At 70.1% G+C, this 17,044-nt stretch carries 13 protein-coding genes and 1 pseudogene; 5 read left to right on the top strand and 9 right to left on the bottom strand.

Translation table 11 applies throughout. The features are described from left to right. Positions 1 to 2 precede the first annotated feature (2 nt). The 5 genes from ACFQU4_RS26370 to dop all read right to left on the bottom strand — a co-directional run bounded on the left by ACFQU4_RS26370 (position 3) and on the right by dop (position 8,363). Positions 3 to 203, bottom strand: a complete 201-nt coding sequence (locus ACFQU4_RS26370) for a ubiquitin-like protein Pup (protein WP_179747813.1) — start codon at positions 201 to 203, stop codon at positions 3 to 5. Between the two features lie 310 nt (positions 204 to 513). Then, entirely contained in the window at positions 514 to 801 is a 288-nt protein-coding gene (locus ACFQU4_RS26375) for a YrhB domain-containing protein (RefSeq protein WP_377497747.1), read from the bottom strand. 13 nt (positions 802 to 814) lie between these two features. Then, positions 815 to 1,180, bottom strand: coding sequence for a hypothetical protein (locus ACFQU4_RS26380; RefSeq protein WP_377497749.1), 366 nt, complete (start codon positions 1,178 to 1,180; stop codon positions 815 to 817). Between the two features lie 8 nt (positions 1,181 to 1,188). Beyond that, a complete protein-coding gene (locus tag ACFQU4_RS26385) occupies positions 1,189 to 6,690 on the bottom strand; it encodes a DUF6531 domain-containing protein (RefSeq protein ID WP_377497751.1) in 5,502 nt (1,833 codons plus the stop codon). Positions 6,691 to 6,848: 158 nt separating this feature from the next. After that, entirely contained in the window at positions 6,849 to 8,363 is a 1,515-nt protein-coding gene (gene dop / locus ACFQU4_RS26390; protein ID WP_377497753.1) for a depupylase/deamidase Dop, read from the bottom strand. Between the two features lie 78 nt (positions 8,364 to 8,441). On the opposite strand from dop, the gene ACFQU4_RS26395 reads away from it, so the two are divergent. From ACFQU4_RS26395 to ACFQU4_RS26415, 5 genes are read left to right on the top strand one after another with little or no spacing between them, the layout of a single operon-like run. Further along, positions 8,442 to 8,834 (top strand): DUF3054 domain-containing protein, encoded by a 393-nt coding sequence (locus tag ACFQU4_RS26395; protein WP_377497755.1) that lies wholly within the window; start codon positions 8,442 to 8,444, stop codon positions 8,832 to 8,834. 7 nt (positions 8,835 to 8,841) lie between these two features. Then, positions 8,842 to 9,411 (top strand): chloramphenicol phosphotransferase CPT family protein, encoded by a 570-nt coding sequence (locus ACFQU4_RS26400; RefSeq protein WP_377497757.1) that lies wholly within the window; start codon positions 8,842 to 8,844, stop codon positions 9,409 to 9,411. A 37-nt stretch (positions 9,412 to 9,448) separates the two neighbouring features. Beyond that, on the top strand, positions 9,449 to 9,973 hold the full coding sequence (locus tag ACFQU4_RS26405) for an AAA family ATPase (RefSeq protein WP_377497759.1): 525 nt from the start codon (positions 9,449 to 9,451) through the stop codon (positions 9,971 to 9,973). Positions 9,974 to 10,014: 41 nt separating this feature from the next. Continuing rightward, complete coding sequence (locus ACFQU4_RS26410; protein WP_377497761.1) at positions 10,015 to 10,557, top strand: SigE family RNA polymerase sigma factor; 543 nt, start codon at positions 10,015 to 10,017, stop codon at positions 10,555 to 10,557. Next, positions 10,557 to 11,912 carry a hypothetical protein gene (locus tag ACFQU4_RS26415; RefSeq protein WP_377497763.1) on the top strand — a complete coding sequence of 452 codons (1,356 nt, stop codon included), beginning with the start codon at positions 10,557 to 10,559 and terminating at the stop codon, positions 11,910 to 11,912. The genes ACFQU4_RS26410 and ACFQU4_RS26415 overlap by 1 nt, the downstream gene beginning before the upstream one ends. 60 nt (positions 11,913 to 11,972) lie before the next feature. Here ACFQU4_RS26415 and arc read toward each other — a convergent pair whose 3' ends face one another. From arc to ACFQU4_RS26435, 4 genes and pseudogenes are all read right to left on the bottom strand, one after another. Further along, positions 11,973 to 13,715, bottom strand: coding sequence for a proteasome ATPase (gene arc / locus ACFQU4_RS26420; RefSeq protein WP_377497765.1), 1,743 nt, complete (start codon positions 13,713 to 13,715; stop codon positions 11,973 to 11,975). A 24-nt stretch (positions 13,716 to 13,739) separates the two neighbouring features. After that, positions 13,740 to 14,684, bottom strand: a pseudogene (locus ACFQU4_RS26425) (tRNA (adenine-N1)-methyltransferase); the annotation flags it as partial. A 49-nt stretch (positions 14,685 to 14,733) separates the two neighbouring features. Beyond that, complete coding sequence (locus ACFQU4_RS26430; RefSeq protein WP_377497768.1) at positions 14,734 to 16,218, bottom strand: ABC transporter substrate-binding protein; 1,485 nt, start codon at positions 16,216 to 16,218, stop codon at positions 14,734 to 14,736. Beyond that, positions 16,205 to 16,891, bottom strand: a complete 687-nt coding sequence (locus ACFQU4_RS26435; protein WP_377497771.1) for an HAD family hydrolase — start codon at positions 16,889 to 16,891, stop codon at positions 16,205 to 16,207. Before ACFQU4_RS26435 ends, ACFQU4_RS26430 begins: the two co-directional genes overlap by 14 nt. Between the last annotated feature and the right edge of the window lie 153 nt (positions 16,892 to 17,044).

Here is a 17,044-nt window from a genome sequence, read left to right on the forward strand (position 1 = left end):
GCTCACTGCCCACCCTTCTGAACGAAGCTTCGGACGAACTCCTCGGCGTTGACTTCGAGCACATCATCGATCTCGTCCAACAGCGAATCGACGTCCGAGTCCAGCTCCGCCTTGTGGGCGGTGTCAGCCGGGGCGATCTCGTCGACCTCCTGCTCCTCGTGGGAAGTACGGGCCCGTCGCCGGGTGTGCTCGGTCTCAGCCATGACGTTCTCCTCTCCAGCATCGGGGCCTCCGGTGGGTGACCCGTGTCCTGGTTGTCGGATCAAGCCTAGTGTCCACGTACGACAGCGCCCCGGAGATACCACCCTCCGGCCGAAGAGTTGTCGGATCGGGTCCTGAGTGCCTGCGAGTCGGCGACAGACTCGCGCTCGTCGAGGAACCGGCCGGCTTGGGCCACGGTCCTCGCCGCACCGCCCTCGCCGAGTGGACGATCTGACCCGCAGACCGCGCCGGAATCGAGGTCAAACTGTCCGCTCGATGAGGGGGCACCGACCCGCGGCCGGCGGGCGATCCCTACATCAGCCCTGAGACCCCAGGATGAATCGGCTCTCCAGCCTTGAGCGGAATGTCCTCGCGCGCGATAGTTGCCGCGGCACCGTCCGGTGTGACCAGGATCGGCAGGTCACCGCCCAGCGCGTCTACGAAGGATCGCGACTGCACGAAGGCCGTGCTGGAATAGAAGAACAGCCAACCACGATCCCGCAACTCGGCCCGCGTGATCATCAGGCCACCCGGATCCAGGGACGGGGAAAGTCGGCTCAGCCGATCAGTCGCTCGCTCGAGCGCGTCATCCAGGCGCACGCTTCCGCATCCCTCACTTCGGTTGCAATGATTCCGCCAGCGCTGTCAGCTCTTCGTCGGTGAGTTCTGGGGGGTCCGATTGTCCAGCGACGGCGACGAAATCATCGGGTAGCCAGGTGTTGTGATGCTCGACATAGTCAGCAAGATCGCTGTACCACACCCATCGCCCGTCCGTGTGGAAATAGAAGGGACCAAGATCACCACCCGTGAAATAGTCCGTACCCAGGATTCCAGACGCCGCAAGCACCGGCGCATTCCGAAGATACGCAACAACCCGAGTCTTCCGTACTGCATCAAGCTCTGTGGTGCGGTGGATACTCTCGCCATCCGGGTCGCCGTAGGAAAGCTCCCGATAGAAACCTAGCTGAGCCAAAGACATTCATCCTCCTAAGGTCCTGGCGAGAAGTCCTGCCACGATCCTGAGTTGCTGTTGGCCGTCGGTCCAATCGTCAGCCGGCCGTTCGGCCAAGCCCACACAGTATCGTCGGGGGCCCTCACATTCACCCCCATCTTGTTGGCCAGATTCTGTGCCGCTCCGTCCGGCAAGCTGCCCGTCTGACACGAGATCAGTCTGATGTCCCCACCGGGATAGCTCGGATCGTTCTGGATCAGTCTTGCCAGCACCCGGTGATTGAAGTTCTCGCCGCTGGCCCAGGCCTGCGGCGTTCTGCCGAAATCAGTGGGCGACCCGTGAATCGCGACATCGTGGTGTCCCGGAATGGGCTTGGCTTTCGCTGCGTACCGTCCGAACGTGTCCGTTGGAGTCGTCAGCACCGTGCCGCCAGGGGCCGGCCTGACGTTTCGCAGGTTGCGGACCCCGGTGACCAGTCCGTGTCCACCGGCGCCGCCGGCGCCACCGAGGACCGCACCCTGCACGGCACCCGTCGTCGTCGCGGAGAGGAAGCCGCTCACGGTGTGCGGACCGGGACCCGTGGCATAGCGATAGCCGCCCATCCCGGCGCCGCCCACGCCGCCCGAGACCGCCCCGTTGATCGCGGCGGCCTTCCAGCCGGTCGCACCGACCCGGCCGGCCAGTCCCAGCCCGCCGATGCCGCCGAGCGCACCGGAGACGGCGACCTGGCCCCAGTTCACCTCGCCGGTGGTCGCCTTCTGGATGATGGTGTCGGCGCCCGCCGAGATCAACATCATGCCCGCCGGCCCGCCGACACCAGTCGCCATCAGCACGCCGCCGGCGATCACCATCGCCCCGCCGGCCAGGTACTCCCAGTTGTTCCCGACCCATTCCGTGGTCGCGTCCCAGGCCTTCTCGTACCACGGCTTGCGGGCGTTCTCCAGATCGGCCTGCGACACCGGCTTCAGCCCGGTCGGGTCGGCCGCATGCATCGGATCGTTGCCGGCGTAGGAGTACGGGTTCCCGGCCCAGCCGGCCCCCGGCACCGGATCCAGGGTGTCCACCGACAGGAAGCCACGCGTGGCCGGATCGTAGGCCCGTGCGTGCAGCCACTCCAGACCGGCGATCCTCAGTTCGCCGGCCGCGCCGACGCTGACCATGCCCATCGCGTCGGGCAGACCAACCGCACGTCCGGGCTCGACGCTCCACGGGTCGGTACCCGTGGCCCGGCTGGAACGCCAGCCCGAAGCCGCCCACTGATCACCGACGCCGGTCATACCGGCCGCGCCGAGGACCGACGTCGCCCCTACCTGCACCAGTCCGGGCGCGTACGGATCGGCGCTGTCCCAGAACGTCGGCAACTCCATGGTCCCGGAGGTGACCGAGGCGAGCTCGCCGGTCGCATCCACGTGCATCCGGGTCCGCCGGACCTGATCGCCGACGCGGTCGGCGACCTCAGCCAGGTAGCCGGTCGGCGACCACGAGTAGTCCCGCACCCCGCCGTCGGCGAAGGACGTCCGCAGCCGCCGGCCGGCCCCGTCGTACTCGTGCCGGGTCGTGCCCTCGGCCCCGGTCGCCGACGTCAACTGCCCCGCGGCGTCGTAGCTGTAGTCGCACGACTGGGCACCGTGGCTCTCGGCGACCAGGCGGCCGGCCAGGTCGTACTGCCAGCGGGAGACCACGTCGTCGACGGTCTTGCCGATCAGCTGGTACGCCGCGTCGTAGTCGAAGCGGGTGGACTCGCGCGTGCCGTCCGTCGCCGTCTTCTCGATGCCGACGATCCGGCCGTCGGCGTCCCGGTCGATGGCAGTGCGCACCGACCCGTCGGCCTCGGTGAGCACGTGCCCGGTGACGAAGCCGTCGGCGTAGCTCCACGACTGCGACACCCCGGCCGCCGCGACGGCGACCAGCCGGCCGGATCGATCGAGGGTGAGCCGCGCCCGGCCGAGCAGCGGATGGTCGATGGCGGTGAGCCGGCTCGCCGCGTCATAGCCGTACGTCGTCGTCACGCCGTCCGGGGTCGTCATCCCCGTCCGGCGTCCGGCCGCGTCGTAGGTCCAGCTGACGGACTGGCCGTCGCGGGTCCGCCGGATCAACTGGTGGCGGCGGTTCCACTCCAGTTCGCTGACGCTGACCCGGTCCCGACGGGACCGGTCGGTGATCGTGACCCGTCGGTTGCGCAGATCGCGACTGATGGTGCTGACCGTCCGGCCGTCGACGGCGATCTCGGCGACCCGGCCGGCCGCGTCGTACGTCCACTCGGTCCGCCGGCCGTCGGGCTCCTCCTGCCAGGCCTGGCGACCGAGCGGGTCATAGCCCGCGCGGGTGGTCCGGCCCAGCGGGTCGGTCTCCGCCACGCACCGGTTCTCGGCATCGAACTCACGCCGCGTGACGTGACCCAGCGGGTCGGTGATCGTCGTATTGCGGCCGGCCGCGTCGTAGCCGTACCGGGTGACTCCGCCGTTGCCGTTGATCGCGGCGATCAGCTGCCCGGCCGCGTCGTAGCGGAACCGGCGCCGCCCGCTGCTCGGGTCGGAGACCGCGACCATGCGCCCGGCGAGGTCGTACTCATAACGGGTGCGGCCCACTCCGGGGACGAAGCTCGCGACGACGCGACCAGCGCGGTCGTAACTCAGCCAGCCGAGTTCGCCGGTCGGCATCCGCAGCCGCACCGGGCGGCTGTCCGCGTCATAGCTGATCGTGGTGCGGTTCCCGAGCGCGTCGATGGTCGCGCTCCGCCGGCCGCAGGCGTCGTACTCGAACCGGGTCACGTCGCCCACCGGCGAGGTGACCGCGACCGCCCGGCCGGCGGCGTCCCGCTCGATCCTGGTCAGCGCGCCCTCGGCGTCAAGCAGCTCCATGGGCCGGCCGCACCGGTCGTAGGTGGTGATCGCCGTCGACCCGTCGACCTGCCCGACCGCAACAGGCCGGCCGAGCTCGTCGAACCGGTGGGTCAGCTCCCCCGTCGCGTCCCGCGAAACGACGCCACCGGCGGGGTCCGCCGTGACCGACAGCTCGTGACCGAGCGGGTCGATCACGGAGTCCGGCGCGCCGCCGACACCGTACCGCCAGCTCCAGGCATGCCCGTCCGGCGTCGTGGTCCGGCTCAGCCGGGACAGCGAATCGTGCTCGAAGCGCCAGGTGCTGCCGTCCGGCAGCTCGACCGCGGCTAGATTGCCGAGATCGTCCAGCCGGCGCTCGACCGCCCGGCCGAGCGGATCGATGGTCCGGGACTCCTCGCCGTCGGTGCCGTACTCGATCTCGGTCCGCGCCCCGGTCGGATCGATCGTGGCCGCCAGCCGTCCCCCGGCCGTGTACTCGAAGGTCCAGATCGCGTCGTCGGGGTCGTGGCGCTCGGTGATCCCGTGCGGCCCGTGGACGAAGACGGTACGGCGGCCGCTCGGCGTGGCCGCCGCGACGACCCGACCGGACGCGTCGTAGCTCAGCCGCGCGCAATCGCCGGCCGCGTTGGTGGTGGCCGTGAGATCGCCGTACTCGTTGTAGTCGAACCGCAGGACGACCCCGACCGGATCGACCAGCCGGACCAGCAGACCGTCGCGCCACTCGAACCGGGTGACACCGCCCTCCGGATCGGTCATCGTCGCCGGATTGCGTCCAGTGCCGTCGTACGTGTACGTCGTCACCGCGCCCTCGCCGGTGACCACGGTGAGGATCCGGTCGTGCTCGTCGTAGGCGTACTGCATCTCGGCGCCGGACGGGCTGACCTCGCGAACCACATGCCCGCGGTCGTCGAACTCGCGCGCCGTGGCCCCGCCGTCGCGGCCCACCACCAGGACCGGATTGCCCTGAGCGTCGTAACTGGTCGATTGACGCTGGTCGAAGCTGTCGATGATGCCGATCAGCCGACCGCGCCCGTCGTGGATCCAGGTGTTCGCCCGGGTCCCGTCGAGATCGGCGACCTCGGTGACGTTGCCCGGCAGATAGCTGTAGCGGCTGACCCGGCCGTGCGGGGAGCGCTGGGTGGTCACCCGGCTCCGGTCGTCATAGGTGTTGCGCACCTCGACCACGCCGTCGGCGTCGACGACCTCCGCGATCAGGCCGGCGTCGTTCCAGCGGTAGCTGCGCGTTCCTCCGTCGCCGGTCACCGAGATCAGCTGTCCGGCGTCGTCGTAGCCGTACTCGATCCGGCGACCGTCGGAGGCCGCCACCGCGGTGACGGAGTCTCCGCCCCATTCCAGGCTCAGCCAGCGACCGCGTTCGTGCTCCAGCCGGACCAGCCTGCCCTCGGCATGACGGAGGCTGATCATGGTGCCGGCGCCGCGGTCGTGCGAGAGCGGCAGGCCGGCGGTGGTGAAGCGCCAGGTCCCGTCGTCGTTGTCACTCACCCGCAGTTCGTCAGCCGCCTCGTCGCGGTCGAGCCACAGCGACACTCCGCGGCCGCGATCCCAACCGGTGCCCAGCCGGGGGAACTCGATCACGCGGCCGTCGGGCTGGGTCAGCAGCGCGGCCGCGTCGGTGAACGCGAGCCGGACCTCGGTCCAGCTCGACCACCCCGGCCCGAAGGCACCCCGGGCCCGGTTGAACGAGTTGTACATCCGGCTCAGCGCCAGCGACGCGCTGCCGCCGGCGAACGACAGGTCCGTCTCCGGCTCGACGAAGTTGCCGGTGGAGGCGTTCACCGGATCGTCGGAATAGCCCGTGGTGGGCGCCACACCGAGTCGCGCCGGCGACGTGGGCGGGATGTCGCGGCGATTCACCGGTACCCCGGCGGCCTGGAGGCTGGCCTCCAACGCGCTGTCGGAGACCGTCACCATGTCACCGGAACCACCGGCCTGTTCGAAGGCCGTCGCGACCGTCTCCACCCAGGTCTTGTCCTGGTCGTTGAGTTGGTTGTACTGGCCCAGCGCGGTGTACACCGCGGAGCCGTCGATCCCGGTGGTTCCGTCGACTCCCCAGTCGAACCCGGCGTTGAACTCGGACTCGAATCCCCTCAGCTTGGCGGGCTTCCCCTGCAGGGACTGGAGCGATTCGGTCAGGCCGCTCACGAAGGTGCGCAGTGCCGTCGGCCGAGCCGACGACGTACCACCTCCGCCACTGCTCCCACCCCCTCCGGGCATCGGGTTCTCCCGATCCTTGGCGTCGGCCGAGAACTGCTTCGGCGGCGGCGGCGGTTTGGGTCCCTCCGGCGGATCCTCGTCACCACCGAGGTCGGAGAACGTGAGGTGCGCCTTGTCCTCGTCGTGCCGCTTCTTCCACTCCCGGGCTTCCCGGCGGCGTCGGTTCTCGTCGGGCACCAGATCCTTGACGTAGCGCACCTGGCGTGCGACATCGTCCAGCGCGGTGGCGATGTTCTCGCCGTCCTCGTCGGCGATGCCCTGATTGCGCTCGAAGAGCTGGGAGAACCGGCCCTTGAAGTCCTGCAGCGCGGTGCTGGTGCCGGTCCGGCGAGTGCTGCACTGGCTGCGGAGCTTGGTCGCCGTGTCGGTGCACCAGGAGATCAGCGATTCCGCCGCCGCCTCGTTGATCTTGACATCGGGGAGACCAGCCCAGGTACTCGGATCACTGCTACTTGCCACAACTCTTCCCTTCCGACCGCTCGTTCCCCGCGCCTGATGCGACGAGCGGGTCGTTCACCCGACAGAAGCCCGACTAATTTATGCGTCGGCAGAGTCAACTCGCAGCCCTGAACGCCCGAACGTCGATCACGGCCGACTCGAATCTCGTGGTGACGAGCTCAGCGGCCCAGGGCCTCGACCAGCTCGGTGACCGTACGGCTCTCGTCGATGACCCGCCCGACCTGGGCCCGGGTGCCGCGGAGCGGGTCCAGCAGCGGGATCCGCTGCAGCGCGGCCCGGCCCGGGACGTCGAAGATCACCGAGTCCCAGGAGGCGGCGACGACCGCGTCGGCGAACTTGGCCATCACCCGGCCCCGGAAGTAGGCCCGGGTGTCGGCCGGCGGCTCGGTCCGAGCCTGCTCGATCTCGGCGTCGCTGACCAGCCGCTGCATCCGGCCCTTGGCGACCAGCGCCTGGTAGAGGCTGCGGCGCGGGTCGACATCGCAGTACTGCAGGTCGATCAGGGCGACCTTCGCGGCATCCCAGCCCAGCCCGTCGCGTTCCCGGTACGAGTTCATCAGCCGCAGCTTGGCCACCCAGTCCAGCTGGTCCGCCAGTTCGTACGGGTCGCGGCGCAAAGCGTCCAGGCAGCTCTGCCAACGGGCGAACAGGTCCTTCGCCTCGATCCGGGCGGCCTCGGACAGGTCCTCCGCGACCGCGTCGTAGGTGGCCCGGCAGGCGTCCAGGTACATCTCCTGCAGCCCGATCGCGGTGATCGTCCGGCCGTCGGCGAGCCCGACCGTCATGGTGCAGGCCGGGTCGTGGCTGATCGCCCGCATCGCCGCCACCGGCGCGGCCAGCCGGACCTGCGGGCCGACGGAGCCGTACTCGATCGCGCGCAGCACCCAGGCGGCGCAGCCGAGCTTGAGGTAGGTGGAGATCTCCGACATCGTCGCGTCACCGGTGATCACGTGCAGCCGGCGGTGCTTGGTGGCGTCGGCGTGCGGTTCGTCGCGGGTGTTGATGATCGGCCGGTTCAGCGTCGTCTCCAGGCCCACCTCGGCCTCGAAGAAGTCGGCCCGCTGGCTGATCTGGAAGCCGGCCTGCTCGCTGGACTGGCCCAGCCCGACCCGGCCGGCGCCGATGATCACCTGCCGGCTGACCAGGTGCCCGGAGAACTGGGTCACGATCCGGTCGAACGGCGTGGCCCGGGACAGCAGGTAGTTCTCGTGGGTTCCGTACGAGGCGCCCTTGCCGTCGGTGTTGTTCTTGTACAGCCGGATCTGGCGGCCGATCGACTCGCTGGCCCGCTGGGCGGCGATCGCCATGATCGCGTCGCCCGCCTTGTCGTAGCGGACCGCGTCCAGGGCCGAGGTGACCTCCGGCCCGGAGAACTCGGGGTGTGCGTGGTCCACGTACAGCCGGGCGCCGTTGGTCAGGATCAGGTTGGCCATGCCCAGGTCGGTGTCGGTCAGCTGGTCCGGGTGGGCCTGGCCGCGGGTGAGCTCGTACCCGCGCAGGTCCCGCAGCGGCGTCTCGGTCTCGTAGTCCCAGCCCGAGGCCCCGCCCGCCGACGACCAGCCGTACGCCTTCACGACGTGGTTGGACAGCTGCATCGGATGAAGTTCCTCTTCGGCCGGCATTCCGATCGCGCTGATCCCGTACTCGGTCTCGATCCCCATCACACCGTCCACGCCATCAGCCTACGTTCCGCGGGCACGACCTCGGCGGCGGCCGCACCGTGGCAGGCGGGTTGCGACTACAGTGCTGCCGTGAAGCTCCCGCTGGCATTCACCATCGACTTGATCGCGGTCCTCGGATTCGCCATCGTCGGCCGCAACAGCCACGCCGAGTCGGTCAACGTGGTCGGCGTGACTCTGACCGCCTGGCCGTTCCTCGTCGGCACCGTCGTCGGCACCGTCCTCGCCCTGCTCTGGCACCGGCTCCGGCCGTCGCTGAGGTCCGCGGCCCCGGCCGGGCTGACCGCCGGGATCGTCGTCTGGGCCTGCACCGTCGTCGGCGGCATCGCGCTCCGGCTGGCCAGCGGCGACACGGCGGAGACCCCGTTCATCGTCGTCGCCACGATCAGCCTGGCCGTCCTGCTGCTCGGCTGGCGCCTCGGCTACCGGCTGATCCGGCAGGCCCGGCACGCCGCCACCGGCTGACCCCGCCATGGCCGCGCGGATCATCTTCCTGAACGGTGCGCCGAGCGCCGGCAAGTCCAGCACCGCGCGGGCGCTGCAACAGCGCCTCGACGAACCGCACTTCTACCTCGGGCTGGACGAGTTCCGGCGCGGCTACCTGGACCGGGTCTGGCTTGCCGATCACGGCGACCTGTTCCAGCGCACGGTCCGGGGCTATCTGCCGATGCTGGCGGCCATGGTGCGGGCCGGGCACCCGGTGATCGCCGAGGCGATCCTGACGCCGCAGAACGAGGCGCTCTACCTGGACCTGTTCGACGGCCTGCCGGTGATCTTCGTCGGCCTGACCTGCGACCTTGAGGTGGCCCAGGCCCGCGAGTCCGTACGGAACGACCGGCGCAGGGGGCCGATGGACCTCGACCAGCCGGACCTGCACACGCTCCACGATCACGGCTGCTACGACCTCACCGTCGACACCTCGCGGATCCCGGTCGAGCAGGTGGTGGACCGGATCCTGCCGGTCCTGGCCGACCCACCGGAGCCGTCCGCGTTCGACCGCCTCAGGCAACGCCCGACGGCCCAGGGCGGGCCAGGCCGCTGACCTGATCCGACGACGGCAGCGTGCGATCGTGTCCCGCATGTGCACCCTGACCCTCTTCTGTGGCCCGCCCGGCGCCGGCAAGACGACGCTCGCCCGCCGGCTCGAGGCGGACGGCGTCGGACTACGCCTGTGCACCGACGACTGGCAGGACGAGCTCGGCATCCCGATGACCGACTATGCCGCCCACGAACGGCTCCAGTTGCGGCTTTACGGCCTGGGCCTGGACCTGCTCTCGCGCGGCGTCGACGTGGTCCTCGAGGACGGGCTCTGGCGGCGGGAGGAGCGGACCCGCGTCTTCGCCGACGCCCGCGCCCGCGGCGCCCGGATCAGCTGGCACGTCTTCGAGGTCCCGGCGGAAGAACTGCGGCGGCGGCTCGCGGTCCGGCGGCAGCTCGCCGAGCCCGGCACGGCACCGGTCACCGACGCCGAACTGACGGCGATCCTCGCCGCGTTCGAGCCGCCCACCGCGGAGGAGCTGGCGGCGGTGGACGAGGTCACCGTGCACCGGCCGGCCGAGAATCTCGCGCCCGCTGACAACCGATTCGGCCGTCCATCCGTATAGGGGGCACCCAAGCTCGACTGGTCCCTACTACGGGAGGATCAATGGCTCGACGCGATGCCGAGTTCACGGAGTACGTCAACGAACGCAGATCGACGCTCCGGCGGGCCGCGTACCTGCTCTGCGGTGATTGGACCCAGGCCGAGGACGTCGTCCAGGTCGTCCTGATGAAGCTCTACGTCGCCTGGCCCCGGGTGCACCGGGACCGTGCCGACGCCTACGTACGGCGGATGATCGCGCGGACCGCGATCGACGAGTGGCGCCGCCCCAACCGGCGCGCCGTGCTGCCCGGTGACGCGCTGGTCGATCTTGTGCCGCCGGCGCCGGCCGGAGTCGGGTACGAGGAGCGTTCGGTGCTGCTCGACGCACTGCGGCAACTGCCCGGTCGGCAACGCCAGATCGTCGTGCTGCGGCACTGGTGGGGCTGCTCGGTGGCCGAGGTCGCCCGGGACCTGTTGATCACCCAGGGCACCGTGAAGAGCCAGACCGCCCGCGCCCTGGAGCGGCTGAAATCCATCCTCGGGCCGCCGGCCACCCAACCGTCCCCGCCTTCCCCGCCGCACGTCGAACTGATCGGAGAATCCTGATGAACGACGACCCGCAACTGCGCCGTGAGGACTTCGACGACTGCTTCGCCGGCGAGCCCCCGACCGTCTCCGCCGACGGCGACCTGACCCGTGGCCGGCACCTGCTCCGGCGGCGCCGCCGGATGGCCGGTGGGGTGGTCGCCGGCATCGTCGCGGTCGTCGTGCTCGCCGTACCGCTGCTCACCTCGCTGACCTTTCCCCCCGGCCCGGTCGACCCGGCCGTGCCGACCACCGTCCGGCCGACAGCTCCGACGCCGGGCCCGACCCAGAGCACCGGCCAGGAGGGCACCTGCACCGGCCAGACGATCAAGATCGCCGACGCGATCACCGACCCGGCCAGGCGCCCGGTGACCGACGCGAAGAAGGTTCCGGCGACCGACGAGAACGGCGACGAGAATCTCATGATCACCGTCGGGCCAACCGGCGAGGTGCTGCTCGAGGAGGGCCGCAGGGACTCCAGCGAGAACGACGTCACCACACTCCGGCCGGGTCAGCTGAAGATCTGGGATCCGGAGACCGGGAAGCGCACCACAGTCCGCGGCCCGGACGACCTGCACGCCGACACCCAGACGACCTACGCGGCGATGGACGAGAAGTTCGTCGTGTGGGTTGAGACTCCCGACACCACGGTCGGCACGACGACCTGGGAGTTGTACGCCTACGACCGCGCGACCAAGAAGATCAGCAAGGTCGCCGACTCCACGCAGACACCGAGCCACGGCGTGGGAAAGCCGGAGGCGATCCCGGTGCTCTGGAACGGAACCGTCTTCTGGCCCGAGGCGCGCGAGAACCCTGACGGTGGCGACCCATTGATCAACATCTACCGGCGCGATCTGGCATCCGGCGGAAAGACCCGGGTCGCAGTCCGGAACGCGATGGGGCCGGCCGCCACCGATGGGTGGCTCTACTTCGTCGACTACCAGCCCGGCGACAAGAAGAAGCGCGGGGTCCACCGCACCTCGCTCACCGGTGACCGGACCGAACTCGTCCACCAGGATGCGAAGCAGGAGCCGTCCTATCCGGCCGCCACCGGGGAGATCTCGGCCTGGAGCGTCGGCCCTGAATTGGTCGTCTACCGCGGCACGACCCTGATCGCCCGGCTGGTCGCGCCGAAGGGTGACCGGGTCACCGACGTCACCGCCGGCGACGGCACGATCGGCTTCATCTCCGGCAACGGCGGCGAGGGTGATCCGGAGTGGAACTACCTGCTCGACCTCCGCACCGGCTGCTCGCTGCACCGGCTCTCCGACAACGACGAGCTGGCCGCGGTCATCGCGACCGGGCGGACGGTCGCCTGGGCCGGTCCGGACGCCGAGGGCAACCGCTACACCTGGACTGTCGGCCGGCTGCGCTGACCGTACCGACGACGAAGGCCCCGGGTTCCTGCGAACCCGGGGCCTTCCTCGCTGTCGTGCCTACAGGTATTGACCGGTGTTGGACACCGTGTCGATGGACCGGCCCGGCTGGGTGCCCTTCGAGGACGAGATCAGGGTGCGGATGAACACGATCCGCTCCCCCTTCTTGCCCGAGATCTTGGCCCAGTCGTCCGGGTTGGTGGTGTTCGGCAGGTCCTCGTTCTCGGCGAACTCGTCCCGGCAGGCCTGCAGCAGATGCTCGATCCGCAAGCCCCGGACCCCGGTGTCGAGCAGGTCCTTGATCGCCATCTTCTTGGCCCGGTCGACGACGTTCTGGATCATCGCGCCGGAGTTGAAGTCCTTGAAGTACAGGACCTCCTTGTCGCCACCCGCGTACGTCACCTCGAGGAACTGGTTGTCCTCCGACTCGGCGTACATCCGGGTCACCACGCGGTCGATCATGGCCGCCGTGGTGCCCACCGGGTCACCCTCGAACTCGGCAAGATCATCGGCGTGCAACGGCAGGCTCGGCGTCAGGTACTTGCTGAAGATCTCCCGGGCCGCCTCGGCGTCCGGTCGTTCGATCTTGATCTTGACGTCCAGCCGGCCCGGGCGCAGGATCGCCGGATCGATCATGTCCTCGCGGTTCGAGGCACCGATGATGATCACGTTGTCCAGGCCCTCGACGCCGTCGATCTCGCTCAGCAGCTGCGGCACGATGGTGTTCTCGACGTCGGACGAGACGCCCGAACCGCGGGTCCGGAACAGCGAGTCCATCTCGTCGAAGAAGACGATCACCGGCATGCCGTCGGAGGCCTTGTCGCGGGCCCGCTGGAAGACCAGCCGGATGTGCCGCTCGGTCTCACCGACGTACTTGTTCAGCAGCTCCGGGCCCTTGATGTTGAGGAAGAAGCTGCGCCCCTCCTGGCCGGTCCGCTCGGTCACCTTCTTGGCCAGCGAGTTCGCGACCGCCTTGGCGATCATGGTCTTGCCACAGCCGGGCGGGCCGTACAGCAGGACACCCTTGGGCGCCTTCAGCTGGTGCTCGGCGAACAGCTCCTTGTGCAGGTACGGCAGCTCGACGGCGTCCCGGATCGATTCGATCTGGCCGCCCAGCCCGCCGAGATCCTCGTAGTCGATGTCCGGTACGTCCTCCAGCACCAGCTCCTCGACGTCCAGCTTCGGGATCCGCTCGTAGGCGAAGTGCACCCGCCGGTCGATCAGCAGCGAGTCACCGGACCGGAGCTGCGTCGCCCGCAGGGCCAGGCCCAGCCAGACGATGCTCTCCTCGTCGCCGTGCCCGACCACGAGGGCACGCAGCCCGTCGTCCAGCACCTCCTTGAGCAGCACCACCTCGCCGACCCGGTCGTAGCCAAGGACGCCGACCACGTTCAGCGCCTCGTTGACCATCACCTCGCGACCGGGTTCGAGCAGGTCCGTGGACACGTCAGGGCTGACGCTGACCCGCATCTTGCGGCCGGCCGTGAAGATGTCGGCCGTACCCTCGGAGCCGTCCTCCGGCGCCCCGAGGAACACCCCGAAGCTCGCCGGCGGCTGCGCCAACCGGTCCACCTCGGCCTTCAGGGCGACGATCTGATCCCGCGCCTCGCGCAGGGTTGAGGCCAGTCGATCATTGTTGGCCGCTGTGTTACGGGCGTCCTGGCGGGCTTCCGCCAGTCGGCGTTCGAGGACGGCGATGTCGTGTGGATGGGCCGCGATGCGCTCGCGGAGGCGATCCAATTCGGCTCTCAGGGATGCGATCTGGGCTACCAGGACGTCCCGGCCTTCGTTCGGTGTGGTCACTCCCCCTCACCTCCTCCGAAGACCTTACCCGGCAGCGGAACTCCCGCCCGGGAATTGATCACCGTCCTGGGACGCGGCGTCGTCCGGGGCCGTCGGCGCGTTCTGCCCCGCGGCCCGAGGGCCGTCGTAGTCGGCGCCGTACGCTCCCGGTGCCGGGCGGCGCTTGCGTACCGGAGCGGTCTCGCCGGGCGCCAGTCGCCGGCTGGTGATCAAGAACCCGGTGTGGCCGACCATCGTGTGCTGCGGCCGGATCGCCAGGCCCTCGGCCTGCCAGCCGCGGACCATCGACTCGGTCGCCTCCGGCTCGGTGTAGCCGCCGTGCACCCGGAGCGTCTCCACCACCCGGCCCAGCTGGGTCACCGTCGCGACGTAGCAGCAGAACACACCGCCCGGGATCAGCACCCGGCCGGCCGCCTCCACACAGTCCCACGGCGCCAGCATGTCCAGCACCACGCGGTCCACCGGGCCCGGATCCTCGGCCCCGAGCCGCTCCACCAGGTCCCCGGTGATCAAGGTCCAGGCCGGGTGCTCGGCACCCAGGAAGTTCCGTACGTTGCGCGCCGCGACCTCGGCGAAGTCCTGCCGGCGCTCGTACGAGATCAGGCGGCCGGTCGGGCCGATCGCGCGGAGCAGGCTGAGGGTCAGCGCGCCGGACCCGGCACCGGCCTCGATCACCCGCGCACCAGGGAAGATGTCCGCCCCGGTGACGATCTGGGCGGCGTCCTTCGGGTACACCACGGCGGCCCCGCGCGGCATCGCCGTGGTGAACTCGCCGAGCAGCGGCCGGAGCACCAGGAACTGGGTCCCGCCCAGCGAGCGGACCACCCGGCCCTCCGGCTTCCCGATCAGCTCGTCATGATCGACGATGCCCTTGGCGGTGTGGAACTTCGCGCCCTCGGCGAGCACGACGGAATGCCGCCGGCCCTTCGGGTCGGTCAGCGTGACCCGTTCACCGGGCCGCAGCTCGCCGCGGCGGACGCCGGACAGGTCCGGCCCCTCGGTCGTTTCGTTCATCGGCTCAGCCACCGCTCATTCCCCAGAATCCGAGTTGCCAGCCGGGCCCGAAGGACAGCGGGTCGACGTCGACCCCGACCCGGATGAACAGGTATTCGTCGCTCTGGCTGATCGGCAGCACGGTCAGGTCGGCCGCCGCCTTGGTCTGCAGCTGGGCGATCACGGTCTGGGCCTGCGCGTTGTCCGCGGTCGCCCGGTACTGCGCCTCCAGCGTCTGGACGGCGGTCTTGCTCGACTCCGGCGGCGCGGACAGGTACGGCTGCAGCCAGGCCACCGGCGTCGCCGCCCAGGCCTTCCGGTCGGCCAGGGTCAGGTCGGCCGCGGCATCCATCGGCCGCAGCCGTACGCTCAGGCCGCCGGTGTCCTCCAGCCGGCTGCGGATCTGGTTGGCCAGGTCCCGCTCGTCCGGACTGGTCGGGTCGTACGAGAGCGTCAGCTGGATCCGCTTCGCCCAGGTCACCTTCGGCTCCGCGACGCCGCCGACCGGGAAGCTCTTGACGTAGCCGGGCACCGTCGGCGGGACGATCGAGTCCAGCGTCCGGTCCGACTGCAGGGCGAGCGCGATCGCCTTCCGTACCGCGGCGTTCTGGCCGGCCCGCGACTCCGGGTTCCAGATCAGCTGCTGCACCCGGGCCCCGGCCAGCTCGCGGCCGGTGAAGCCCTCCGGCGAGTTCGGCGCCGCCGTCGCCTGCTGGCGCAGCCGGGTCACCGCGGCCGCGTTGAGACCACGCCAGACGACGTCGACCTTGGCGTCCGCGATCGCCTCCTCGATGACGCCGGAGTCCGGCTCGGTGCGGTAGACCAGCCCGGGCAGCCGGCCCGGCGTACGGCCCTTGTAGTCGGCGAAGCTCGCCAGTTGCAGCTCGTTCTCGGCGAACCGGCTGACCTGGAACGGGCCCGAACCGACGATCGGCTGGTCGACCGGCCGGAGCTCGTCCGCGTCGTACGTCTCCTCGTCGACGATCGACGCGCCGATCGAGGCCAGCGCCCAGGGGAACTGGGTGTCGGGCCGGCTCAGCACGAACTCGACCGTCTGCGGGTTCGGGGTCTGGATCCGCCGCAGCGTGGTGAACAGGATCGCCGACGAGCCCGGCACGTCCAGCCGGATCAGCCGCTCGATGCTGAACTTCACGTCGCTCGAGGTGAGCTCGTGCCCGTTGTGGAACTTCAGGTCCGTGCTCAGCGTGCAGGTGACCACGGTCTCCGAGGTGAAGATGCAGTCCCGGGCGGCGGCGTCCGGCTTCGGGGAGCTGCTGCCCGGATCGGCGGTCATCAGGCGCTGGTAGACGTTCTGGGCCAGGATCGCCGAGCCCTGGTCGACGACCCCGGCCGGGTCGACCACCCGGATCGGGTCGGTCGACATCACGGTGAACGGCCGCTTCGGGCTCGGGGTCGGCGTGGGCGGCTCGTTCGGCGTGTAGCACCCGGCCAGCAGCAGACCGGCCGCCGCGATCAGTGCGACGAACCGGCCGGTCCTACGACTCGGCATTGATCTCCTCGAGCAGCCGGGCCACCGCCTTCGCGTCCAGCTCGGTCATCGACCGGACGTGGACCCGGCGCGGTGCCGACGGGATGTGGACCAGGTTCTCCACCGCCACCACCACGGCGCCGGCCGCGTTGCCGGACCGGGCGCCGGTGCCGGAGTCCTCGAACACGACGCAGTCGTGCGCGGAGACGCCGAGCTTGTGGCAGGCCGTCTCGTACGGCTCCGGATGCGGCTTGCCGTTGGCCACCTCGTCACCGGCCACCGACGTCTGGAAGGTCCCCGGTGGCAGCCGCTCGATCGCCGCGTCGAGCAGCACCCGGTAGGACGCCGAGACCAGCGCGCACGGCACTCCGGCCTCGTTCAGCGAAGCGAGCAGCTCGAGCGCGCCGGGTCGCCACGGCACCTCGCCGCCCTTGAACTGCGCCACCACGCGGGTCAGCAACTCGTCGACCACCCAGGCCGGATCCAGGTCGGTCCGGCCGATCGCGTTCAGGATGTACGCACCCGAGTCGAGCAGCGAGTTGCCGACCAGCTGCTCGGCATGATCATCGGACCACTCGTGCCCGAGGCTGCCGACGAGTTCGTACTCGGCAGCGACCCAGAGCGGCTCGGTGTCGGCCAGGGTGCCGTCGAAGTCCCACAGGGCGGCGGCGAGGCTGGGCAGCGAGTTCGTCATCGGGTCTCCTCGACGTTCGGGCGCGCCAGGCCGGAGCGGCGGGAACAGACGGTCGGGAAGCGGCGGGATCCGCGAGAGGCATTCATGGCGCGGCCATTGTCGCAGACCACACTGAGCGCCCCGGCCACCCAGTGAGGCGTCCCGTCGGATGTC

This window comes from Microlunatus sp. GCM10028923, from assembly GCF_042666975.1.
GTDB lineage: Bacteria > Actinomycetota > Actinomycetes > Propionibacteriales > Propionibacteriaceae > Microlunatus.